Annotated in this window: 15 protein-coding genes; 1 reads left to right on the forward strand and 14 read right to left on the reverse strand. The window is 39.7% G+C overall.

All coding sequences use genetic code 11. The features are described from left to right. Positions 1–10: 10 nt before the first annotated feature. The 8 genes from imaA to FIM44_RS03360 form a co-directional block, all read right to left on the reverse strand. Positions 11–8725 carry an immunomodulatory autotransporter protein ImaA gene (gene imaA / locus FIM44_RS03325; RefSeq protein WP_140579081.1) on the reverse strand — a complete coding sequence of 2905 codons (8715 nt, stop codon included), beginning with the start codon at positions 8723–8725 and terminating at the stop codon, positions 11–13. A gap of 66 nt (positions 8726–8791) precedes the next feature. Beyond that, a complete protein-coding gene (locus tag FIM44_RS03330) occupies positions 8792–9265 on the reverse strand; it encodes a DUF4149 domain-containing protein (protein WP_000713336.1) in 474 nt (157 codons plus the stop codon). A 12-nt stretch (positions 9266–9277) separates the two neighbouring features. Then, positions 9278–9796: a pimeloyl-ACP methyl ester esterase BioV gene (gene bioV / locus FIM44_RS03335; RefSeq protein WP_140579082.1), complete on the reverse strand. Its 519-nt coding sequence runs from the start codon at positions 9794–9796 to the stop codon at positions 9278–9280. Between the two features lie 2 nt (positions 9797–9798). Beyond that, positions 9799–11451, reverse strand: a complete 1653-nt coding sequence (locus FIM44_RS03340) for an AAA family ATPase (protein WP_140579083.1) — start codon at positions 11449–11451, stop codon at positions 9799–9801. After that, complete coding sequence (gene mtaB / locus FIM44_RS03345; RefSeq protein ID WP_140579084.1) at positions 11438–12694, reverse strand: tRNA (N(6)-L-threonylcarbamoyladenosine(37)-C(2))-methylthiotransferase MtaB; 1257 nt, start codon at positions 12692–12694, stop codon at positions 11438–11440. Before mtaB ends, FIM44_RS03340 begins: the two co-directional genes overlap by 14 nt. Continuing rightward, positions 12691–14262 (reverse strand): mechanosensitive ion channel family protein, encoded by a 1572-nt coding sequence (locus FIM44_RS03350; RefSeq protein ID WP_140579085.1) that lies wholly within the window; start codon positions 14260–14262, stop codon positions 12691–12693. Before FIM44_RS03350 ends, mtaB begins: the two co-directional genes overlap by 4 nt. Then, complete coding sequence (gene aroB / locus FIM44_RS03355; RefSeq protein ID WP_140579086.1) at positions 14253–15284, reverse strand: 3-dehydroquinate synthase; 1032 nt, start codon at positions 15282–15284, stop codon at positions 14253–14255. Before aroB ends, FIM44_RS03350 begins: the two co-directional genes overlap by 10 nt. A 4-nt stretch (positions 15285–15288) precedes the next feature. Continuing rightward, positions 15289–16725 (reverse strand): COG3400 family protein, encoded by a 1437-nt coding sequence (locus tag FIM44_RS03360; protein ID WP_194147430.1) that lies wholly within the window; start codon positions 16723–16725, stop codon positions 15289–15291. Between the two features lie 57 nt (positions 16726–16782). On the opposite strand from FIM44_RS03360, the gene tgt reads away from it, so the two are divergent. Next, positions 16783–17898 (forward strand): tRNA guanosine(34) transglycosylase Tgt, encoded by a 1116-nt coding sequence (gene tgt, locus FIM44_RS03365; RefSeq protein ID WP_140579087.1) that lies wholly within the window; start codon positions 16783–16785, stop codon positions 17896–17898. A 117-nt stretch (positions 17899–18015) separates the two neighbouring features. Here the strand turns inward: tgt and FIM44_RS03370 are convergent, their stop codons facing one another. The 6 genes from FIM44_RS03370 to FIM44_RS03395 are packed head-to-tail and all read right to left on the reverse strand — an operon-like array spanning position 18016 to position 23618. Further along, positions 18016–19002, reverse strand: coding sequence for a lipid A biosynthesis lauroyl acyltransferase (locus tag FIM44_RS03370; RefSeq protein ID WP_140579088.1), 987 nt, complete (start codon positions 19000–19002; stop codon positions 18016–18018). Further along, the gene (gene waaC / locus FIM44_RS03375; RefSeq protein ID WP_140579089.1) at positions 18999–20009 is read right to left on the reverse strand and encodes a lipopolysaccharide heptosyltransferase I; all 1011 of its coding nucleotides are present in this window, start codon (positions 20007–20009) and stop codon (positions 18999–19001) included. The genes FIM44_RS03370 and waaC overlap by 4 nt, the downstream gene beginning before the upstream one ends. Beyond that, positions 20006–21460, reverse strand: a complete 1455-nt coding sequence (locus tag FIM44_RS03380; RefSeq protein ID WP_140579090.1) for a Ppx/GppA family phosphatase — start codon at positions 21458–21460, stop codon at positions 20006–20008. The genes waaC and FIM44_RS03380 overlap by 4 nt, the downstream gene beginning before the upstream one ends. A gap of 9 nt (positions 21461–21469) precedes the next feature. Continuing rightward, positions 21470–21721, reverse strand: coding sequence for a YfhL family 4Fe-4S dicluster ferredoxin (locus FIM44_RS03385; protein ID WP_000055470.1), 252 nt, complete (start codon positions 21719–21721; stop codon positions 21470–21472). Between the two features lie 56 nt (positions 21722–21777). Further along, positions 21778–22335 carry a beta/alpha barrel domain-containing protein gene (locus tag FIM44_RS03390; protein WP_140579091.1) on the reverse strand — a complete coding sequence of 186 codons (558 nt, stop codon included), beginning with the start codon at positions 22333–22335 and terminating at the stop codon, positions 21778–21780. Continuing rightward, positions 22323–23618, reverse strand: coding sequence for a tetratricopeptide repeat protein (locus FIM44_RS03395; protein WP_140579092.1), 1296 nt, complete (start codon positions 23616–23618; stop codon positions 22323–22325). The genes FIM44_RS03390 and FIM44_RS03395 overlap by 13 nt, the downstream gene beginning before the upstream one ends. Positions 23619–23651: the final 33 nt, after the last annotated feature.

Consider the following 23651-nt stretch of genomic DNA (forward strand, 5'->3'; position numbering starts at 1 on the left):
AGCAAAAAAGCTAAAACGCCACTCGCATGCCCACATTCCCGGTTATATTAATATCTTGGTATTGCAAGCCCATCTTAAGCCCCACCCCCACATTCACATACATCAAACGCCACAAATGCATTTCGCCTCCTGTGATCACGCTCGCAAAAGTGTTGAAAACTTCCCCCTTGCGATACAATAAAGTGTTTTCGCCCACAAAACGCACCGTATTACCGCCTTTAGATTTGATCAAAAGATCCCTACCCAATCTCGCCGTTACAAAATAATAGGAATTTTGACCAAAATATTTACGGCTCTCCAACCCCATGTTGAGCGTTAAAACCGATTCGTTAGAGGGGTTTGAATGCATGAGAAATTGTTTGTAAGCGGCATCATTCATTTTGCCTTTCATCCCGCTCAAGCCTATAAAATGATAGCTCAAGCCCACTTGAGGTTTTAACACCACGCTTTTTTGTTTGAACATGAAATCATAGCCGTAATTCCCATTCACGCTCGTTGTCCAGGTGTTATAACTATAGCGTTGGTTCAACACAGAAAGCAAGGAGTTAGAAGAATTGATATTATTTGCATTGCCTCCATAAGTTTCATTCGCGCTCAAAGTGAATTCGTTCCTTTTTAAAAAAGCCCTCGCATACATCCCCACATCCACATTATTAGCCAAAGAATGCATGATATTCCCATTAAAACCGCTATACCCATAAGCCACATAACCCCCAAGGATCACATTTTTAATTAACCGATCATAGCCCGCATTCAAGCCATAAAGCGTGCCATTGCCCCCAGAAATAAAGCTCGCTCCCCCAATCCCTTGAACCCAAAGGTTATTGGGGTGTTTGCTAAGTTGTGAATATTTGACAAAAACCTCTCCAGGGTTAGGATCGCTGAAACGCTTGTTTTTAAGCTCTAACAAAGAAAAATCAGACTCTCCCTCTCTAGCCCTAAAATCAGAGAGTTTGGTTAAACGGCTGGTTTGTTGGGTGTAACTCGCCAATTCTAAAAGGTTGGTAGCGTTATCCCTAAAATTAGGGTTAGAAATCAAGCTTGCGGTGTTTTGAAGATCTTTAGCCACGCCTAAGACTTCATTCAAAGAGTGGTTTTTTAAATAAATCGGCGCAAAAAGCGGGTTTTCTTTAGTCTCCATCATCAATGTTGAAAGCCACTTGATAGCGTTCCCCCCAACAGCTTCAATTTGATTGAGCGCGCTTTGCCCTTGAATGCCCGCAATGTAATCTTGTAAGGTAGGGGGGGTAAAGTCCATCGCTTTATTGCCGTAAGACATTTTAACCTGGTTATAAAGGACAGAAAGGCTTAAAATGTTGTTTTGATGGGCGTTGTTTGAGTTAGGCAGTGCTACGCTCAATAATAACCCCTTATCTTGTAATAAAACCCGTTGGCCCAAATAAGTCAATACGCCGTTTTTTTCCTCTATGTGGTTCCCGTTGATATTGATTAAGGTATAGAGCTTCAAATACGATTGCAAGCTGTTAGGGTTGATATTGTAATCAATGTAACGGCTGCTTTTTAATAAAGTGTAAGTCGTGTTATTGGCCATGCTGTTATTGACATTTATAAAAGGCGTTTGGGTGGTGTTGAGGTTAATGATCCCCTCCGCTTGAATGAGCGGATTTACAGGCGTTTGAGAATTTTCTAAATTAAAATGTATCGCTCCAAAATGATTCAAAGCCCCCCCTACTTCTAACCCATAAATCCCGGTACTTAAAGAAGCGTTTGAAGCGATTACTAAATTTTGAAGCACCTCTATTTTTTGCGTGGCGTTGTTGTTAAACGCTCCTTGAATGTTTAAGTTATTCGTTACAAAGCTGGCGTTTTTCTCTAACACCGCTTGGTTGGAAATCGTGAGGTTGTTGGCTTGGAATTGAGCGTTATTGTAAAGATACAGGTTTTTAATGTTTGCAGAGCCTTTAATCTTTGAAAAATCAACCACCCCGTTAGCGTAAATATTGCCTGAAAAATTGAAATCATTCGCCGTAACCATCAAGCTCTCATCGTTATTGTTCAAGGCGATTGGCGCGTTATTTGACGCATTACTAGAAGAAGTGCCATTTGCGCTTTGGGCGCTAAGCGCGCAAGGGTTTGTAGCGTTAGCTGTAGTTGGATCGCTTTGTTGCGCGCAACTAGCGTTGATAAACAGATTGCCTTGAGACACAGAAATATTGTTACTACCGGCATTAATCTTAAGGCCGTTGCTGGCATCAAGCGTAGTGATATTAATGTTAGAAACTTGATTAGACAATAATTGAAGCGTTCCAAAATGGTTAGTGAAAGCGATATGATTGTTTCCGGCAAAAATGAGCGAATTCCCTGCGTTAAAAGAGAGCGTGCCTCCATTAGCGTTAGAGAAAGTGGAATTTTGCACAAAAACATTGCCTTGCGCGTTGAAACTAAAATCCCCTTTTTGCCACACTTGACTCAAGCCATAGGGAGCGAAAAGCCCCTTTTTACCAAAATTAGGGATCAAATCCCCCAAACCTTGTTCATAAATAGACCCTAAACCTTTAGCCGCTAGGATTTTGTCTAAAACGCTTTTAATCTGCTGGTTTTGCAACAAGCTTTCTAAAGAATTGAGCGTGTCTTGGCCTAAAAATTCGCCAATCATTTGCTTGCCTAAAGCCACTACATCGTTTTGTAAAGCGTTGCTCGGTTTGACAATATCTTGCAACATCACGCTTATGACTTGCCCTATATCGTTAGCGGAAATAAAGCCGGTAATCTGATTGAACAACCCTTTTTTACTCAATAAATCATTGATGGACATGCTCCCTATAAGCTTTTCAGGGTTTTGCAAATCAATGCCCCCTAGTCCGGCTAATCCCCCCACTAGCCCGGTCCAAAAGCCTAATTTTTGTCTGATCAAATCCTTAATCGCCGTGTTCAAACCGCTATCGTTCATGAGATTATCAAAATTATTCTGCCCCAAAAGCTGGCTTAGGGTTTGATTTTTTTGTTCAGGCGTTAAATACCCCCCGATCACGCTATTACTCCCTAGCGTATTTACTATCAAATTCCCTAATCCCCCAGCTTTATTAATGGATTGCACCGCCACTTCGCCCAAAATATTAGCTAGCCCGGCTTGATTGAAAACCTTATTAATACCCTCTTGACCCAGCATGCTAAAAATCCCATCGGTTTGCGAGCTTACGATATTCGCTTGGTTGAGAATGAGCGAAGTTTGGCTGTTAAAAGTTACGCTCGCGCTCCCCCCAGTCCCCCATGCGTTCCCGCTCCCTAAAGTGCCGGTAAGATAAATTTCTTTAGCGTTAAAAGTCGTGTCAATATAGCCCAAATCAGCCGAGCTAGACTCTAAAAGCTGCCCTAAATAAGTGCCTCTAAATTTTTGGCACACAATATCAGTATAATCACAAGGTGTTTGATAGCCCAAGCCCCCAAAAACAACCGCGCTATTGGTGTCTGTTTGCCCTATTTTAGTCGCTCCCACAATCAAAGCGCCGTTATTGAAATTTTGCACCACCGAATTGTTTGCATTATCAATAAATGCGTTAATGTTTTTCCAATCGTTAGGCGTGATGAGTTTAACAAGCTCATTTAGCGCATCAGAGTTTAGATCGCTCAAACTTGAGAGCGAAAAACCATTCCCTAATATCTTTTTGATTTCAGGGTAGAGTTTGAGAGCCATTTGCCCTAGTGCTTTGATATTATTGAAATTATAGCCCTTGTTATAGATGTGCAACGCGCTAATAGGGTTGCCTTGCGCGTTATAGGTTTGCGAGATGACAGAAGACTCAGAGGTTAGATCATTATTTTTCGTGGTGTTATTGCTGCCGTTAGCTTGATAGGATTGGTTGGGATTGTAATAGCCTTTCACATTGCTGGTGAGATAAAACACGCCTTCTGCATCATCGCTATAAGAATACACGCCGTTAGCGTTGTTATAAACTTTTTGGTAGTTAAAGACTTCAGAGCCAATGTTATAAAGCGTGTTTTTAATACCCGGGATTTGAGAGAGCGTAACGCTTAGTTGGTTGTCTTTAAAGCTCTCGGTGATTTTTAGGGCGTTATTGAGAGGGTTAGTGAAACTATAAGTTTGGTTGATAGCGTCATAGATCCCATCATTGATACGCATGCCAAAGAAGTTGATACGCTCATACCAATTACTACTCATACCCGCTTGAATGATGTTATACACACGATTTTTATTATCGTTTAGATCGCTTAGTAAATCAATGTTAGCGATATTCAAACTCCCTTGATCGCTAAAAACAAGTTGGCTGTTTTTTAAATTCAACACGCTGCTGTTGTTAGGGTTTAAGAGATTGCCTCCCAAACTCAAGGGCGCTTTAATGTCAAGGGTTTGATGGAAAGTGATGGGGCTTTGAGAAAAAGCGTTATCATAGAAATTAAACGCCGTGTTAGAAGTAATAGCGCTAGAGCCTTGAAAATCTAAAGAAGAGTTATTGCTTAAATTAAACTGCCCTCCTAAAGAGATCGCTCCCTTAAACACGATAGAGGAATGATTCAAACTCGTAGTGGTATTCGCTGAATTGAAATTGACCGCTCCGTTAAAATTAAGGCGAGAGCCATCATTCACAACCAAGCTCGCATAATCGTTGATTGCGGCGTTATTGGAAACATTAATGGTGCTTTGGTTGAGGTTGAGCGAGCTGGTGTCGTTCACATTCAAATCGCCTTGAAGTTCTAAGGTTGAATGGTTGCTCGCATTGATAAAGGCGTTTTGAGAAAGATTGATCGCATTGGCTTTAATACTGCTTGTCCCCACTGAAACGCTTAAATTGGAATTGTCAAACAACACGCTTTTAGCTTGCATTTGATACAAACCAGAGCTTAAATTCGTGCTGTTGGTGAAACTGATCGCATTAACGGCATTGAATTTAAAAACAGATTGCGTTGTCCCCACATAGCCTCTAAAAGAGCTGTTAGAAAAATCCAGATTCAAAGCGTTGAAACTAAAATTAGGGTTGCCTTTATTTTGCGCGGTATCGTCTATAAAATAGGAGTTTTGAGCCTGAATGTTCGCGCTGTTAGAGACAAAATTCATAGAAGAGCTTTGCGTCCCAGCGGCGCGGTTATACAAAGTCGCGTTCGTTAAAAGAATGCCTTGAAGCCCGTTAAAATTAAGGCTTGCACCCCCACCGCTAGAAATGCGATTCCCGCTTTCAATACTGCCGGTGATGTAAATCTTTTGCGCTTCATAATGCCCTGTGATAAAGCCTATGCATTGCAAATTCCAGCAATGCCCGCTCGCATCATTACTCCCTGCCCCCTTATTGTCCCCAAAGCGAATGATGGCATTAGACTGCGGTGCATCGCTCGCATTTGTCCATATATTTTTAGCCCCAAAAACGATCGTGCTGTTTTGCCCGGTGAATGTTTGAGAAAATTCCGCTTTAGTGAATAAAGTTTTCCCGCTCGCATAAAAATCAATGCTCTTGTCGTAATAGTAAATGGTGTTGTTTGAATTCCCTAAATTATTGTTATAACTATTAGGCATGTAGGTCATAAAACCGACAACATCTTTATAATATAAATGATCCGATTTTTCCATATCCATATAATCAAACACCATGCCAACACCCAAACGCCGGATAGAAATGCTGTTGGGTGAAAAAATCTCTTGGAAATTATAGGTTTGGTTATTGAAAGAATACACCACATCATAAACGCCATTACCTACGCTAGAGACGAGCTTTTCACTACTTGCTCCATGCCCTTGGTAGTTGATGAGCTGCCATAAATTTTTACTGAAAGCGTTGTTGTATTCAATTTCTTTAGAAGAGCTTACAAGGGTGATAGGGTTGCCATTAGTAATAGCTTCATCAATATTAATAACAGAATGAGCGTTAAAAGTGATTGTCCCATCGCCAAAAGACAAAGGGGCGTTCAGGTTTTTTAAAGTGATATTATTGAGAGTAACTTTCCCTTTCACGCTCGTGTTCGTAGGGCTATTAAACACCACATTATCAAAGGTTGCATTCCCTGAAATATTCACAGAGCCGGTATTGTTGAAATTAGCGTTATTTTGAGAGCCATCACTATTGGTAGAGTTCCCAAAAACAGCGTTCCCGGCGATTTGCAAATTTGAATGAGCGTTAGTGAAATCCCCCACAAACGAAGTGGTCGCGCTAGAATTATTGAAATTAAAAGAAGCGCTGTTGTTAAAGTTAGCGTTATTGAACGAAGCGTTTTTTGTGCTAATCTCAAACGAACCGCTATTGAACTGGTTGTTGTTTGAAAAATTCAAGCTATCGCCATTGAATTGGTAACTCCCTCCATTAAAGTTGGTGTTTTCAAAAGTGGCTTGCCCTGCATTGAAAATAAATTTCCCGTCTTTGGCTTGGTTAGTGAAAGTGGTGCCATACACCAAAAGCGTGCCGTTAGCGTTTAGATCTTTCAAATTCTGCGAACTATCCATGCTTTGCGTGGAAAAAGTCATAGAGCTTGAATAAATCCCAGCGTTATGTTGCGTGATGGTAGCGTTAGCGATATTGACGCTATCTATTCCATTAAAGACCAGATTGGCTGCCCCACCCGTGCCTATACGATTGCCAGAACGCAGATTCGCTGTGATATACACATGATAAGCGCTATAAGTGCCATTAGTCGTGCCTGTGCATTGGTAATAGGGCCAAGGCCCGCAATGCCCGTTAAGAGCGCTCCCTGAAGTGTCCCCAAAAGACACCGTGCCGCTAGAAGAAACATTATGATCAGTCCATGTTGAGTTATACCCAATCACCAGATTACTACCACTCGCACTAAAGGTTTGCTTAAACGAGTTAGTATAACTCCCCCATATTTGAACGCTCGGCAAGTAATAGGTCCCGCTCTCTGTAAAATTTTGGGATTTTGGGATGTAATATTTATGATCATACCAAGGCATGTCAGCATTGATATAATTTGAAGCGGATAAGTCAAATTTGGAGCCGTTAATGACAAGGGGTGGCGTGTAAGTCCCGCTCTCTAAAGCTTGGATGATAATGGAATTAGGGCCAAAAGTTTCTTGCAGTTTGTAGATAGTATCCCCTATTTTGTAGCCCACTTGATAGACTTGCGTAGGGTTTGTAGAGGATTTAGAGGGCGAAGAGTCAGTGGGTTTAGATGTTGCAGCGTTTTTGCTCAAAAGCTGCCCGGTAATCCCATTGTAAGTGATCATCTCCCACAAACCTTGAGCGAAACTTTGTGGCTTTGAAGGGCTTTCGTTCGTTTTTAAGGCGTTTGTTAGGCTGTTGATTGCATGGTTTAAAAGATGATTATAAGTGATCCCACCGCTAGAATTTAAAATCGTTACGCTCTTCTCACTGCCTAAACTTGTGAGGTTGAAAGTTGTCCCTTGAGCGAGAGTGATTTTAGAACTCCCAAAATCAAGGGTTGAGCCATTGTTCAAGTCATTCTTACCGCTTAGAGTAACGCTACCGGTAACACTCATGTTGTTTGTATCAACAGAAGTGTTGAATGTCGTGCTGTTAAAACTCGCGCTCCCATTAATGGTGATTTTACCGGTATTGTTGAAATTAGCGTTATTAAAGGAAGCGTTTTGGATCGTTAGTTGGTGGTTTGAATTGTTAAAGGCTTGCTCAAAAGTCGCAGAACCATTAAGAGTGGTAGCGTTACCACTAAAAGAGCTGTTTTGAATTTGGGGGTGCTGAGCGCTTTGATTGGTCTGGTTATTGAAAGTAAAAGTCCCCCCATTAAAGGAGCTGTTTTGGAAAGTGGCTCGATTGTTAAAAGTATAGGAAGCGTTACTAAACGAAGCACCATTAAAGGAACTTGCACCTTTAAAATTAAAACTACCGCTATTAAAGGCGGTGTTATTGGTGGCTTTAAACTCTTTATTGAAAGTGAATGCCCCCCCATTCCATTTCGCCCCGCTAAAAGTGGCGTTCTCTTCAAAAGTGAAACTGCCGTTTGCATTATTAAAAGCCGTATTCGTAGCGTTAGTCGTCCCTTTAAAAGAATAGCTAGGCCCTGCAGTGGAGCAATTAGCCCCTACGCCCACACTAGCTAAAGAACTGCAAGTATCCCCACTTAAAGAAACCGAACCGATGGTAATAGTGCTGTTAGCGTTGCCTATATTCACTTGCGAAGTTTTAAACGCGCTGATATTGGAATTGATAGTAACCTTATTAGCGTTCAAGTTTAAAGTGGCTATGCCGGTGTGCGTGCCAGCTCCCGATCCCACACGATTGCCCACTTCTACGCTGTTATTCACATTGATAGTCCCAGCGCTAAAAGTAATATTAGTATGCCCATTAGGATACCAAGAAGTGAAGCTATTCCCACTATGAGCGCCCAAATCAAAAGTAGCGTTATTGCCTAATTCAATATTTAAATTCCCCCCATTATTTTCCCCTCCGGTGTAGTTATACAGACCGCTTAAAAAATAAGTGCCGTTATCATTTTTTAAATTGGCTGTAATATTTTGGTTGTTTTGAGTGTGGTAGTAATTAGCCGCATTACCCCCTGCCCAAGCTTTTGTGATGAGTTGGTTTCCTGTGTATTGTTGTGTTTTTTTCTCCCATTTATCGCAACGCCATACAGCATACCATGGACGATGCACGCATACCTTTTGGCTTTTTTCCCCCCAACTAAGCCCCAAAATGTCTGTTCCATCAGCATACACCCCACTAGCAAACCCACCGATTAATAAAGGTGCAAGCCATAAAGGACGCTTTAAGATTGTTTTTTGATGCGATCGTTTGATACTTTTTGGTTTCTTTTTAAACTTTTTCATTAAATGCTACCCTCTCATTTCCTAGATAGTAGCCAAAAACTCCATCATTTGATTAAATCAAATAGATTAAAGTGCATTTTTTCCAAGCAAACGCCAAAAAAACAAAGCGCACACCAGCACAAACAATTCCTTAAACAGCCATTCGCTTTGAGCGTGCGAGCGGGCAAATTCAGCGCTTTGAAGCACGGCTTCGCCCGCTTTTTGAGCGTTTAAAATATAAGGCGTGTAATAAAAAACAAAGAGCAAACACAACGCCCCTATCGCCACGCCAAGGATCAAATACACTAACGATCTTTTATAATAAATAAACGAAATGATTTCATAAAGTAACACCACAAAACCGATCGCGCCTAAAACATAATTGAAACGCACAAAGATTTGCGCCATGAGTTTCCCGCTCTCAAAGGGAGTTAGATTCAATTCAGGCAAAATGCTTGAAGCTTTGAAAACAATGGGTGCGACTATCGCTCCTAAAATGATCAAAGAGCCGCCCAAAATACCTAAAAGAAGCAAATACACCCCTAAACCAAATTTTTTCATCTTCCACCTTTTTTAAGATTTTTGCAACAAATGGTTGCAATCCTTAAACTGCCACACTTGAACTAAGGGCATAAAAAATTCTAAAAGGGCTTGAATGTCAGTGATCCTGTCTTTTAACCCGATAAACACTTCAATCTTCACGCCTTTTTCTAATAAAAGTCTAATTATAGAATCACTATACTTGTAATTCAATAAAAATTCTAATTCTTCTAAAGAACCCATTTTTTTAAAACGCTCCAATTGAGCGCTCAAGCCCACGGCTTGATAAAAGTTATCCATGTAGCTTTGCGGGTCTTTTTGAAACGAAGAAAGTTGCAAGCGTTTGAACGCCAAACTCTTATGCGCTAACATGCAAGGCGAAAACAATAACAAAGAATTGATGCGCCGCTGTTGTAAGACTTCATTATAAGCGTATTCTATCGCCTTAATCGCCCCCATAGAAAAGCCTGACACATCATAAGCCCCTTTTAAAAGCCACTCTTCAAACAAAACGCTTTCATTAATGAACCCAAAACCACTAAAAAAACACATTTTCACCCGTTCAAAAAATCATGCAAATGAGAATGTTCTAAATATTCTTGCTCTAATAATAGAGCGCTCAAGCGCTTGCAAGCTGCAATTTGTGGCTTTAAAAACTCCAGTTGCTCTTCATAAAGAACGCTTAAAGACTCTTTTGTAGGGGCTAAAAGAAGCTCACCAGCCATAAATTCGTTCAAAAATTTCGCTTTTTGCAAGTCTTGTTTGGACAAACTATAACGCTCCTTATAAAGCAACTCTAAAATAATCGTCCCGCTCAAATACACTTTAATGTAATTTTTAATCTCGCTCTCGCTGTGGATTTTATTTTCATTAAAAGCGATAAATTCCCCCAATAAAGGCGCTTTATCAAATTCAATTTCTAGCCAATATGCACTCAAGGCTTTCGCGCTTTGATACAAAGCGACTAATTCCTTTTGGTTTTCGTCTAAGGTTTGGGGCTTTTTCTTGCCGTAAGCGATCTTGTCTTTCACTTCTAAAATGTCGTTCTCAGTGATTTCGGTTCGTTGGTGTTTGAGGGCGTTTAGAGCGCTTTCATTGATTAAAGTCGCTAACATCGCCCCACTAAAACCCACGCAAATTTTAGCGATCTTAAGGTAATTGAGTGCATGCTTTTTGTTTTCTAACAGCTTTTCTAAAATGCTTTGTCTTTCTAGTAAATCCGGTAAAGAAATGAAAATACGCCGATCAAAACGCTTGCTCCTTAATAGCGCTTCATCCATCACTTCCATTTGGTTAGTCGCTCCTATCACCACCACCTCATCGTTTTGTAAAAACCCATCCATTTCGGTTAAAAGCTGATTGAGCGTGGCCTCTCTTTCATCGCTCCTATGCCCTCCCCTAGCCTTACCCAAAGCGTCAATTTCATCAATAAAAATAATAGAGGGGGCATGCCTTTTAGCATGCATGAAAAGTTCATGCACTTTTTTAGCCCCAGCCCCCACATAAATTTGAGAAAACGCGCTCCCGCTTTCATAAAAAAACGGTACTCTGGCTTCACTCGCTAAGGCTTTAGCGATCATGGTTTTCCCCACTCCAGGAGGCCCGATTAAAAGCACGCCTTTAGGGAGAAAAATCCCTAAATCCTGGTATTTTTTAGGGTTTTTTAAATAATCTATCACTTCTAGTAATTCTTCTTTGACTTCATCCACCCCTGCAATATCTTCAAAACGCACCCCTAGCGCATCGTATCGCTGGAATGCATTTTCTAATTCGTTTTTAGTCGCACTCTCTAAACTCATTTTAGTGTCCAATCGTTTGGGCAAACGCCAAAAGATCCCAAAAAGCATGCTAGAAATGAAAAAAAGCAACGCTAAATTCATTTTAGAACCCTTGCTTAAATTTTCTCGTCTTTCTATGGGCATGCTTTCTGGGATTTTATAAACCCTTAAAAAGGCTTCTTTGTTGGTTTTATAAAGACCCTTGTTAGCATAAAAATAATTTTCATCTTCAATTAGAGTTTGCTTAGGGTGGGATTGGATCACATAAAAAAAGTCCTTACCCGATATGAGCCTAGAAACATCGCTTAAAATTAAAAAAAGAAGCAAACAAAAAGTAAGGATCAAAAACCCTAACGCCAAAACAAGCGAGCGGTTTTTGATGCGTTTAAAGGGAGCGGTGAGGTTTTCTAAAAATTTAGAAAACGGCATGGTTTTCCCTCTCCTTAATTTCATACTCTTTGATTTCTAAAAAACTGGCCCTTAAAGGCTTATCGCTTTTGATTTTAATGGGGTTAAAGAATTGATCTAAGGCTTTAAATTCGCCGTCTTTTTGCACTTCCACTAAGGCTTTTAGGGGCGTATTGAGCTTGAGTTGCAATAGCCTGAACGCCTTATTTTTATGCAAAATCAAATCTTTAATCGCATTCAAACGCTTTTTAGAATCTTCAAAGATCACGCTATCTGTCATCAAGCTAGAGGGGGTGCCTTTTCGTTTGCTGTAAATAAAAGGGTGGATGTGCGTTAAAGGCAAGCTTTCTAAATTTTTAAACGCTTCTTCAAAAACGCTTTTGCTCTCGCCCGGATGCCCTACAATAAAATCCGTGCCAATAGCAAAATTCTTAGAAGCGATTACCTCTAATAATTCCCTATCGCTTTTAGTGCGGTTTCTTCTGTTCATCCTCTCTAGCATGAAATCATGGCTGTGCTGTAAAGCGATATGCAAATGTTTTTCTAAAAAATCCTCTTCTAAAAGCTCTAAAAATTCATCGTTGATTTGATTAGGCTCTAAGCTCCCAATCCTTATGCGTTTTAATCCAGCAATCTGGCTTAATTTTTTAATCAACCTTGCGATATTGCTTCTTCTATCTTTCCCATAGCTCCCCACATTGGTGCCGGTTAAAACCACTTCTTGAACCCCTTTAGAGCATAAAAGGCCCACTTGCTCTAAAATTTTCCTCTCTTCAAAACTCCTAGCCCTCCCTCTCACGCTTGGGATAATGCAATAATTGCAATCAAAATCACAGCCCTCTTGGATCTTGATAAACGCCCTAGTTTTTCCCACAAACTCGCTCACCATCGTGGTGTCTAAGTGCTTGTTTTCTAAATTGTCGTCTATAAAAAAACGCTTTTTTTCTTGTAAAAGCGCGTTAATCTTTTCTTTATTGTCATGCCCAAAAACGCCCTTTAAAAACCCTTTTTCAAAAAGCTCTTTGCCTTGAGTTTTCACCCCACAACCAGTGAATAGCACTTCCTTATTTAATCGCGCCATTTTTTTAGCGTAACTCCTTACTGCGCTATCGGCCCCATTGGTTACGGTGCAAGAATTGATGATAATAATATCGGCTTCTTGTTCTTCTAAGGTCGCGCTAAAATCCTTCAAATTCTCGCCCATCACTTGCGTGTCAAAAAGATTCGTCCTGCACCCAAAAGTTTTGAAATAGACTTTTTTCATTTTTGTTCCCTTTTATTCCCAAAGCCATCACCTAGAAAATCAGCATCCACTTTAAGCAGCTTGCTGGTCGTATAAGCGATATGGATATTTTCTTCTTTCAAAAAAGCTTCAACGATTTCAGCCACAATCTTGCTCCTTAAAGACATGGTCGCATACGAATTGGTTTGATACCACACCGAGATTTTTATCCCGTTATTTTCAGGCATCAAAAAGCATCGAGGCTTCACACTCAAACTCCTTAAAGAATACCGGTCGCGCATTTTATTGAGCTGTTTATAGGTAATATCCGTGTATTCTTTAGACAATTCTGTAGCGATGTTGAGCGCAATTTTAGAAGCTTTTTTAAAATCAGAATCAAATGTAACGCAAAAATCCACGCCATCCCAAACCGTTTTCATCCCAAAATGGCTGTAATTAGCAAACATGGTGGTGAAAATATAATTATTAGGCACAAAAATAATCCGGCCCGCTCTCCTGTTGTTCGTGTAAGTGGTAAAGGTTACATCTTCTAAAATCGTAATGTGCAACATAGAAATATCTAGCACATCGCCAATAAAAATATCCGTCCCCTTAGCGATACGCACCCTATCGCCCACATGCACGCTCCCCCCAATCAAAATAATAAACCACCCGAGCAAGCTCATGAACAAGTCTTTCATCGCAATCGCTAAACCCGCGCTCGCAAAGCCTAAAACCGTTACCAAGTAAGTAACGTTTTCCAAATAAGAAAAAAGAAAGATTAAAATGATCACGCTCACATTCACGAAGTTAATGGCTTTATTCACGGTATAGACGCGCTCATTATTTTCAATGTATTTACTGGAAATGATCTTTAAAATCCACGCAAACACCACGCTCAAAAGGGCCGCTAAAAACACATAAACCAATTTAAAAAGCTGGTTTTTAACTTGAGATTTGACAATGCTTATAGCTTCATCACTGTCTTTTTGGAAAATCCCGATCGTGGTTTTTAGAATGTTTTGAGCCCCTTGCAATTCTAAGCGTTTGGCTTGAGTTTGATAAATCTCATCGCTTAATTTCGCGCTTTTATCCAAAGCGTGCCACTGATTTAAAAGCTGGTGTTTTTGATCTAAAAGCTTTAAAACTTCTCCTAAAGAAGTCTGGTTATTTTTAAGATTTTCATGCTTTAAACGCATGCTCTTAATGAAAGAAATGCCATCAATGATCGCAATAGGGTTAGCGATATTAGGGATATTGGGGATATTGGGGCGCTCTATCAAATCCTTAAAAGGATTGACCCCATAGCTTTCAAACATTTTTTGCTGGGACTCTAAAGCCTTTAAGGTATGCTCTAAGGTGCTAATCTTTAATAAATCCTTGCTTTTTTTGTTTTTTAAACGCCTTAATTCCTGCCTCACGCTCTCTTTTTCGGTATAAATTTGGTTGTAAATCTTGTAGTTTTCAAATTTTTTCAACCACACGTTATCGTCTTTGGCGAGTTTTTTATCCACCAAAGCCATTTGTTTTTGTATGGACAATAGCTCTTGGCTTTTATCTTCTGCTTGTAAAAACAAAAAACAAAAGAATAATAATACCCTTAATGCCATTTTTCTAACACCTTTATGATCGTTTCTTTAGGGATATGAGAGGCAATCTCAAACGCTCCAACGCCTTTAGGCAGAATGAATTTTAGGGTTTGGTTCTCGCTTTTTTTGTCTAAAAACAAGCGTTCGTAAAATTTTTGAAGATCAAGGATTTGGTAATTGAATATCAAACCAAATTTTTTCAATAAATTTTCTATGCGTTCGTATTCTTTTAAAGTGAGCATGCCTAAAGAAAGGGCTAAATCATTAGCCATGCGCATGCCAATAGCGATCGCTTCGCCATGCAAAAATCGCTCGTAATCAGTCTCTTTTTCTATCGCATGCCCAAAGGTATGCCCGTAATTGAGCCCAGCCCTGATATTTTGCTCTTTTTCATCTTGCATAATAACTTGAGCTTTGATACTAACGCTTTGAAAAACCACTTCTTCTAAACAATCTTTTAAATCCTTTGTTTCTAATATTTCTACCAGGTTTTTATCAAAACACACCGCCATTTTAATGATTTCAGCAACCCCTGCTTGAAATTCCCTTTTTTCAAGGGTTTTTAAAAAAGTCAGATCAATATAAACCGCTTTAGGCTGGTAAAACGATCCGATTAAATTCTTGCCATAAGGCGTATTGATCCCTGTTTTCCCCCCCACGCTCGCATCCACTTGAGCGAGCAAAGTCGTAGGGATATTAATAAAATCAATCCCCCTAAAATAAATACTGCTAGCAAACCCCACCATATCGCTTATCACTCCCCCACCAAGGGCTATCATTAAAGAATGGCGGTTTAATTGCATTTCAAAGGCGTTGTTTAAAATGCGCTCTAATGAATTAAAATTCTTGTATTTTTCCCCGGACTCTATCACGCACACTCTCACTTCTAAGGCTTTCAAGCGCTCTAATAAATACGATAAATGCAGCCCGGCCACGATGCTATCGCTAATGATGAGCACTTTTTGTTTCAATTCCATTTTGGGCAATTCCCCCAAAAACACTTTATAGCTTTTTTCTTTTAAGGGGATTAAAATTTCTTGCATTCTTTCACTCCGCTATAGGGATAAAAATTTGAGGGTTATCATCGTTTAAAAACGCTAATTTTTCCACTTTAGTGGATAAAAACCACCAAAAGCGCGTGTGCGTGATACACTCTTCAAAAGGCATGAAATGCAAAATGGGATTTCTTAAAGAATTGAGATACATGATAGGATTTCTAATATCGGTTTGAAAAATCTCAATCTTGCGGTTGAGCGTGTTGGCTAAATTTTCGTAATGATTGACAATCTCGTTTTTATAGCGCTTGTTAGGGTCAAAATCATAGAGCAACAAGCCCAAATCCATTTGCATAGACACATCAAAGATCACTGAAGACATGTCCTCATTGATATCCAAGCTTTCATTCAATACCACCACGCTTTGAGAGGTTTTAGACAAGCCGGAAGTGTTGGTTTTATAAACCGGGGTGGCTGTTTTATACAAGGCTCTTCGGTGTTTTTTCAAGAAAAAAAGCTCTCTGCCTACCACGATTAGGCCCATTTTTTTCTGGTGGTCTTCATGGAGTTTTTGGATAAAACTTTTCCCGTAAAAATCAAAATTCACTTCAATGCTTTCGGTTTCTAGCGATAAAAATTTATGGTAAAACTTAGGGCTAGTGGGGTGTAAAACCTGAATGTAGAGCTTGTAGCTCTTTAAATGTTTGTGCAAAAACAAGGCTTGATACACATCGCGCATCATCGCTTTTCGGCTTTGTAAGCGCATATCAATGTATAAATAAATGCTCTTACCAAAGGGGGCTGGGAACTGCCCCACATTGCTTTTGACTTGATGATACACCACATTCAAAATTTCAGGATTACCCGCCACTAATAGAATGTCTCGTGGTTGGATAACCAAAGATTTAGTGGAGAGCAACAAAACATCGTTGCGATAAAGCCCCACAATCCTGTATTCTTTTTGCCTGATAGAGCCAATATGCCTGTAAGCAAAAATACTCCCAAAAGGCACATCAATCTCCATGATCTCGCCCTTGCCTAACCCAAACTCTCTAGGGGTGCTAGGGATATTGGGCAAACGAGAAATGAATTTATTGGCTAAAACTTCAAATTCATCAATTAAAATAAGTTTTTCATCTTTATTTTCTTCATTATTTTCTAAAGTTTTTTCACCATCTCTTTTCACGCCCAAAACCACGCGCATGCGTTTGAAATGGGTTTGAATGATTTTGTGAATGATGTGCTGTTCTTTAAAATCTTGTATGATTAAAAACGCGTCGCTCACCTCATCGTTTAACACTTGCAAAAGCCTAAAACTAGAAGTCGCATCAAAACAATGAAAAGCGAAAGTGCTTGGGTAGTTTTTAGGGATAAGGCTCTCATTTTTGACAACCACTATATAAAAATTATGATTAGAATAATGCCTTAGCACCAAGTCTAAAAAATTTTTTGCTACAATGCCATCTAAAATAAGGGCGATTTTTTTCAATTCCAAACTTCCTAAAAAATGATTACGCCATTATATCCAAAGATTAAGGCTTAAACGATGGATTTTCAACTCCAAGCGACGGACAATAACGCACGAGCTGGTCTTTTAAATTTAGCCCATTCTCAAGTGGCAACGCCTGTTTTTATGCCAGTAGGCACGCAAGGCTGCATCAAATCTTTAGACGCTACTGACATGCAAGAAATTTTAGGTGCTAAACTCATTTTAGCCAACACCTATCACATGTATTTAAGACCGGGTGAGGAAGTGGTTGGACAATTAGGGGGCTTGCATCGTTTCGCTCAATTTCATGGGAGTTTTTTAACCGATAGCGGAGGGTTTCAAGCCTTCAGTTTGAGCGATAATGTTAAGTTGCAAGAAGACGGGATTGTTTTTAAATCCCATATTGATGGGAGCAAGCATTTATTCACGCCCACTAAAGTTTTGGACATTCAATATTCTTTAAATAGCGATATTATGATGGTTTTAGACGATTTAGTGGGCTTGCCTGCTCCCTTAAAACGCCTTGAAGAATCCATTAAAAGAAGCGCTAAATGGGCGAATCTTAGCCTAGAATACCACAAGCAAAAAAACCGCCCCAACAACAACCTTTTTGCCATTATCCAGGGTGGGACGCATTTGAAAATGCGCAGCCTCAGCGTGGGATTAACGCATGAGGGTTTTGATGGCTATGCTATAGGCGGGTTAGCGGTGGGGGAAAGCGTGAATGAAATGCTAGAAACCATCGCGCACACCGCCCCCTTGCTCCCCAAAGACAAGCCTCGCTACTTGATGGGCGTAGGCACGCCTGAAAATATCCTAGACGCTATCGGTTTAGGGGTGGATATGTTTGATTGCGTGATGCCCACCAGAAACGCCAGAAACGCCACCCTTTTCACGCATTTTGGCAAAATTTCTATCAAAAACGCGCCCTATAAATGCGATGATACCCCTATTGAAGAAAATTGCACCTGTTATACTTGCAAACGCTATTCTAAAGCCTATTTGCACCATCTCTTTAGGGCTAAAGAACTCACTTACGCTCGTTTGGCTAGTTTGCACAATTTGCATTTTTATTTAGAGCTGGTTAAAAACGCCAGAAACGCCATTTTAGAAAAGCGGTTTTTGAGTTTTAAAAAAGAATTTTTGGAGGAATACAACTCCCTCTCTCATTGAATGATGGAATGTAAAAATACTAAAAAGCGTTTTTTACCATCAATGACAAAGAACTTGCAAAAAGCAAGCGATAACTTTTTAAAAAAAGCGGCCTTAGTTTTTAATTAAAACAAAACCCTATCTTTGATAAATTTCAGGGTGGGTGCTTTTAAAACGCCTGTGGAACCAAAAATAACTTTCCGGGTGGTTTCTAATCACCTCTTCGCACAAACTCGCTTGGGCTTGCGTGCATTCTAAAATATCGTTTTCAGCGTTATCGGTGATTTGAGATCGGATACTTGGATAATAAGTCGCTGTATAATGCGAATAATCGTCATTAAAATCAATGAATACCGGCTGGATGTCTATATTGTAGCGGCGCGATAAAATAGAAGCGATCGTGGTGTGCGTAGCGTCTTTATCAAAGAATTTCACCACCACCCCATCTTTAGGCACGACATTTTGATCCACTAAAATCCCCACAAGGCCATTGCCTTGATTATATATTTTAATGAGTTCTTTCATCGCCCCTATTTTATTGACAAAACGCACCCCAAACGCTTCTCGCCGGCTCATGATCATGTGATTGATAGGGGCAAATTTAGTCAAACGCCCCAAACACCCCCTACCATAGTCCTTATAATATTGCGCTAAAGTCGTGCCTACCGCTTCCCAATAGCCAAAATGCATGCATAAAGTGATCGCTTGGCCTTCCTTGTTTAAAGACTTCCACACCTTTTCTTCATTGATGAGCGTGAAACGAGCGTCGTATGCATCTTTAGGGATAAAAATCACTCTAATGGTTTCTAAAATAATGAAAGCAAAATTTTCATAACCCTTTTTAATAATCCTTTTTTTCTCTTCTTCGCTTTTAGAATCTCCAAACACAAAATCCAAATTGGCTTTAGCGTCAAAATAACGGCGCTTATCAAAAGTTTTCATGAGCCACGCCACAGCTTTGATACACCTTAAAAACCACAAATGAGGCATTTTGGCTAAAATAAACCCTAGAATATTCGCTAAAGATTCCACGATAAAAACACTCAAAATGCGCAGTTCTGTTTTCAAACCCCTATCGTCTTTGTTTAATATTTTTTCGTGTATGAGTCGTTCTTTGTAAGTCATTCTTTTTCCTTTAAAATGTTTAAAACGCATTCTTTAATTTTTTTAGGATCTATGTTTTGGATAGAAAAATCCTTCTTATGGTAGTTTGCGTTTGAATTACCGGTGAGCGAAACATTGATCGGGCTTTCTAATTTAAAACGCTCCATGGGCGTGTTGCCATAAAGGGTGATGCTAGCTTTTTGCAACGCCCATGCTAAATGCGTAATACCCGTATCGCCCCCAATAATCAAATCCATTTTAAAAAGCAACGCCTTAATTTCGTTTAAAGTGAGTTTGGGGAGCAATAACACATCGCGCTGGTTTTTTAAAGTGCCATAAAGCGCAGTGGCCTTATCTTCATCAGCATGCCATAGCAAGCAAATTTGAAAATTTTCTAACGCTAACGCCAACTCTTTAAAACGCTCTGTGGGGTAAGTTTTATTGACTTTAGAAGTTTCTAAAACAAAAAGGATTTTTGGCTTATTTTGATTCAAATTTAACGCATTGATTTTTGGAGAATCTTGGTAAGAAAACACTTTAGATCTAGAGCTTAAGCTCTCTGAAATGTCTTTTTTGGGCAAGTTTAGGGCATGGAATAGGAGCGTAAAATTGCGCTTTAAAACAGGCTCATCATAAGCGATAGAAACTTTTTGCGAATAAAAAAACGCGCTCAAACCCTCCCTAGCCGAAGCACAATCAAAGCCGACTTTTTTAGGGGCTTTTAACATTTGAGTGATGAGGGCGGATTTGATCAAGCCTTGCATGTCAATGATGATATCGTATTCATAAGCCCTTAAAGATTTAAAAAGTTTGAAAATCTTCAAAGGGTTAAAGGTCGTAAGAGTGCTTTTTAAAGCGATGGGGTGTAATTTATCAATATAAGGGGAATGCTCTAAAATCGCGCTGAATCTTTCATCCACAAACCATTCTATTTGAGCGTTAGTAAAACGCTCTTTAATCGCCGCTAAAAACACCGCGCTCACGATAATATCCCCAAGCGCTGAAAGCCTGACAATCGCTATTTTCAAGCAAACTCTATCGTCAAAGGAATGGGCTTAATGAGTTTGGGGAGCATTTCTTTAGCCAAGTAAAGCGCGTCATTAGAATGGATCACAAGCTTGTTTTTTTCTAGCGTGTATTTTAGATGATGGCTGTCTGTTAGGCACAGATTTTCGGCTAAAGAAAGGATAAAACTCAGCCATTGTAAGGTTAAAAGGCTTGGCATCATCGCACTCATGTGAGCGATAGCGTTGTCTTTAGGGATTTTTTTATGGCTGAATTGTGCCAATAAGCAAATGATCGCTCTATCCTGGTGGCTAAAGCCATAACTCAAAGCGTTTAAAATAAAATACGCGCTGTGCTTGTGGGCTAAATAGACGCTTAAAATCTTACCCATGCTCGCTAATTCCCCCGCAATCTTTAAATGGAAAAGGTATTTTTCATCTATTTTATGCAAAGGCGATAAGACTTCAAACAATTTCACGCATTCTTTTTTGACCTTTTGGCTGTGCTTTTCATGGGGCAAAAAGCGATCTTTTAAAGAGATGAGAGAGGGGTTGATATTGGGGGGGAATTTGTGGTAATGGTGGCGTAATAAATCGCTTAAAAACACGCCCTCTCTCACCCCTACGCCACTAGTGATCATCAAAGAAGTTTTTAAATGCTCCAAAACGACTAATAAAATCAACGCCCCACTCCTGATACTATCCAAACGCTCTTCATTCACCCCCAAAAGCCGTAATTGATCTTCTTTGAGCGTAACAATCTTTTCAATGAACGCTAAATTTTTATGCGCATCTATTTCATAACCATGCAAAGAATCAATAGGGTAATCAAAGCGTTTCATCAATACCTTACTCAACGCCCTAATCGTCCCTCCCACCCCAAAAGCGTTTTTATGCTTAAAGGGCAGTTTAGAAACCTCTTTTTGGATAAAGGCTTTAGCGGTTTTGGCATCTAAGTCTTTGTCTAAAAACATTTCTTTAATGCGAATCGTGCCAACATCAAGCGAGATGAGTTCCTTAATCTTGCCCTTTTCAATCAACGCGCACTCCGTGCTACCCCCTCCAATATCTATCGTGATCCCTGAATTTTTATGCAACAAATTCGCGCACGCAATCCCACCATAGAGCGCTTCTTTTTGCCCGTCAATGATTTTGATTTGCAAACCGCAAGCCTTTTTCACTCTCGCTACAAACTCCAGCCGATTAGGGGCATCGCGCACCGCTGAGGTCGCCACGCATAAGATTTTTTTGCTTTTGTATTTAAGGGCGATTTCTTTAAATTCGCTCAAGGCTTTAATGGCTCTTTGCATGGGGATTTCTTGTAAAACCCCATCAAACGCATAACAGCCCTCTGAAATCCTAACTCTAGATTTGGTCTCAAAAAGCAAGTAAAACCCAAACTGGCTCGTCTTTTTAAAGATAGCCAAACGCACTGAATTAGAGCCTATATCAATCACGGTTGTGATTTTAGCCATTGCTAGCCTTTAATCTTGCTCTTTTAAGCTTTCGTATTTGTATTTCAATTCCTCTTTGCTCTCTGCATTGTTAGGATCCGGTAAAATCGCATCTACAGGGCATACGCTCACGCAACGAGGCTCATCATCATACCCGTAACACTCTGTGCATCTGTCTGGATCAATATTATAAATGGGATCGCCCTCTTCAATCGCCTCACTAGGGCATTCTTCTCTGCAAGCATCGCATGCAATGCATTCATCATTCACCAATAATGACATGACTAACTCCTTTTAAAAAGTTTGAATACGATTTTTACTCTAAATTAGCTTAAAATTCAATCTAAAAAGACTATTTTTTTTTGATTATAAGAATGGGGGACTTTTTCTAGCACGCCTAAAACCCCTAAATCTTTTAAATGGGTGTAGTCTGGCTTATGGGTTTCTACAAACACGCTCAAGCCCAAACGCCAAGAAAATTCTACCATGCCCTTTAAATCTTCTTTCAAAAGCTCTTCGTCTAAAATGACCCCATCAGAGCCTTGAACAAGCGATTCTAAAAGCTGGTAATGGCTGATGAAAAGATCCTGATGGACAATCAAAGAACTCGCATGGCGGCGCAATAACCCTAAAACTTCTAAATCAAACATGCTTGGCGCGCCTATTTCGTATAATCCTTTAAAATTGACAATGACGCAATCGGTGTGGGTGTTTTCTTTCAAAAGCTTTTCTAAAACCTCATCAGGGGTTACAAAAACACAATCTTTAGTTTGAGGAATGACTCTAGGCAAGTAAGGGTTATACGACAGGCTTTTACCCAGCATTTCATAAGAAAGCATGCCCTCTTTTAAGGCTAAGCTTTTTTGTAAATTGTCTAAAATCCCTATTTCTTGCATTCTTGAATAATCTTATTGTGTTCTTTTAATTCAGGTTCGGCTTGGATAGACTCTTTAGCGATGCTAGAAAAGATTTTTTTAGCCTCCAAACAATTCCCTAATTTATAATAACCCCATGCTAAAGAATCCAAATAAAGCACTGAGCCAGAATCCAACGCTAAGGCTTTCCTCACAAAATCCATGCCCCTTTTAATATCCATGTCATAATCTATTAAGGAATACCCTAAAAAATTATAAAAGAAAGCGTCTTGCGCATCTTCTTTATCTTTAGTTTTAGCGAGTATTTGCTGGCGCTCTTTGGTGGCTTGCTCTAATTTTTGAATGATAGGCAGCATCTCTTGTTTGGTGAGTTTTTTATTTTTCGCGCTCAAGCTTTCATAATGATAAATGGCCTCTAATCCTAAGAATTTAGGGTCTTTTTTTTCTTGATAGATCAAAGAAGCTTGTTTGGAAGCTTGAGCGAATTTCTTTTGCGCGGTGTATAAATCCAACAACAAACGCCTGTCAAAGGGGAATAATTCTGCGATTTGCTGGGCCTTATCAAACTCTTTTAACAAGATTAATACCCCTATGTAAAATTGGGCGTTTTGGACAATAGGGTTTTTTTCATACAAACGAGCGAAAGTCGTTTTAGCCAAATCCAGCTCGTTAAATTGCGTGAAAGTGTTGAGCGCTTTTTGGCACAATTGCTCTGAGCAACCATACCTGTCTATATGAGATTGCAACAAATCCAAGCCCTCTTTTTTACGATTTTGCAAAAAATAGATCGTAATGAGTTTTTCTAGGCTGTCTTCATCATGCACCTGGTTATAAAACTTATTCAACAACGGGAAAGCCTTATCCAAACGCTTTTGAGTCAAATACAAAGTCCCTAACACATTGTCTGTGGCTATGGTCTTTTCTTCTTTACGGATTTTGTGCAGTAATTCAATCGCTTTATCAATCTGCCCCATTTGCGCATAGCCATCCACTAAAATCTTATTGATAGAAACATCATTACGATTATTGGTGATTTTTTGATAGAGCATGGCTAAATGCATAGCGGTTTTAATATCCCCTAAACTCGCCGCTGAAATGGCCGCTTCTTTAGCATACACCACCTTATTGGTTTGCTTGTAAAGATTCATATAGCCTTTTTGAGCGGTGGCAAAATCCCCTCTATGGAAAGCGTCTGAACTCAACAGGATTTGATGATCTTCTGAAAGGGTTTCAGCCTTAAGGCAAGAAAACAGACTAAAAAGCAATATATTTGCTAAAAATCTTTTCTTTATTTGAATATTCATTATTTTATTTCCTTTTTTGTATCACTATAGTGA

The organism is Helicobacter pylori (genome assembly GCF_006440215.1).
Classification (GTDB): Bacteria; Campylobacterota; Campylobacteria; order Campylobacterales; family Helicobacteraceae; genus Helicobacter; species Helicobacter pylori_CS.

Coding starts and splice junctions, on each gene's coding strand:
- aroB (WP_140579086.1), bottom strand. CDS start 15,284: ATGCAAGAAATTTTAATCCCCTTAAAAGAAAAAAGCTATAAAGTGTTT.
- bioV (WP_140579082.1), bottom strand. CDS start 9,796: ATGTGTTTTTTTAGTGGTTTTGGGTTCATTAATGAAAGCGTTTTGTTT.
- FIM44_RS03370 (WP_140579088.1), bottom strand. CDS start 19,002: ATGACTTACAAAGAACGACTCATACACGAAAAAATATTAAACAAAGAC.
- FIM44_RS03380 (WP_140579090.1), bottom strand. CDS start 21,460: ATGGCTAAAATCACAACCGTGATTGATATAGGCTCTAATTCAGTGCGT.
- FIM44_RS03340 (WP_140579083.1), bottom strand. CDS start 11,451: ATGCCGTTTTCTAAATTTTTAGAAAACCTCACCGCTCCCTTTAAACGC.
- FIM44_RS03350 (WP_140579085.1), bottom strand. CDS start 14,262: ATGGCATTAAGGGTATTATTATTCTTTTGTTTTTTGTTTTTACAAGCA.
- FIM44_RS03385 (WP_000055470.1), bottom strand. CDS start 21,721: ATGTCATTATTGGTGAATGATGAATGCATTGCATGCGATGCTTGCAGA.
- mtaB (WP_140579084.1), bottom strand. CDS start 12,694: ATGAAAAAAGTCTATTTCAAAACTTTTGGGTGCAGGACGAATCTTTTT.
- FIM44_RS03390 (WP_140579091.1), bottom strand. CDS start 22,335: ATGCAAGAAATAGGGATTTTAGACAATTTACAAAAAAGCTTAGCCTTA.
- FIM44_RS03395 (WP_140579092.1), bottom strand. CDS start 23,618: ATGAATATTCAAATAAAGAAAAGATTTTTAGCAAATATATTGCTTTTT.
- FIM44_RS03330 (WP_000713336.1), bottom strand. CDS start 9,265: ATGAAAAAATTTGGTTTAGGGGTGTATTTGCTTCTTTTAGGTATTTTG.
- imaA (WP_140579081.1), bottom strand. CDS start 8,725: ATGAAAAAGTTTAAAAAGAAACCAAAAAGTATCAAACGATCGCATCAA.
- tgt (WP_140579087.1), top strand. CDS start 16,783: ATGGATTTTCAACTCCAAGCGACGGACAATAACGCACGAGCTGGTCTT.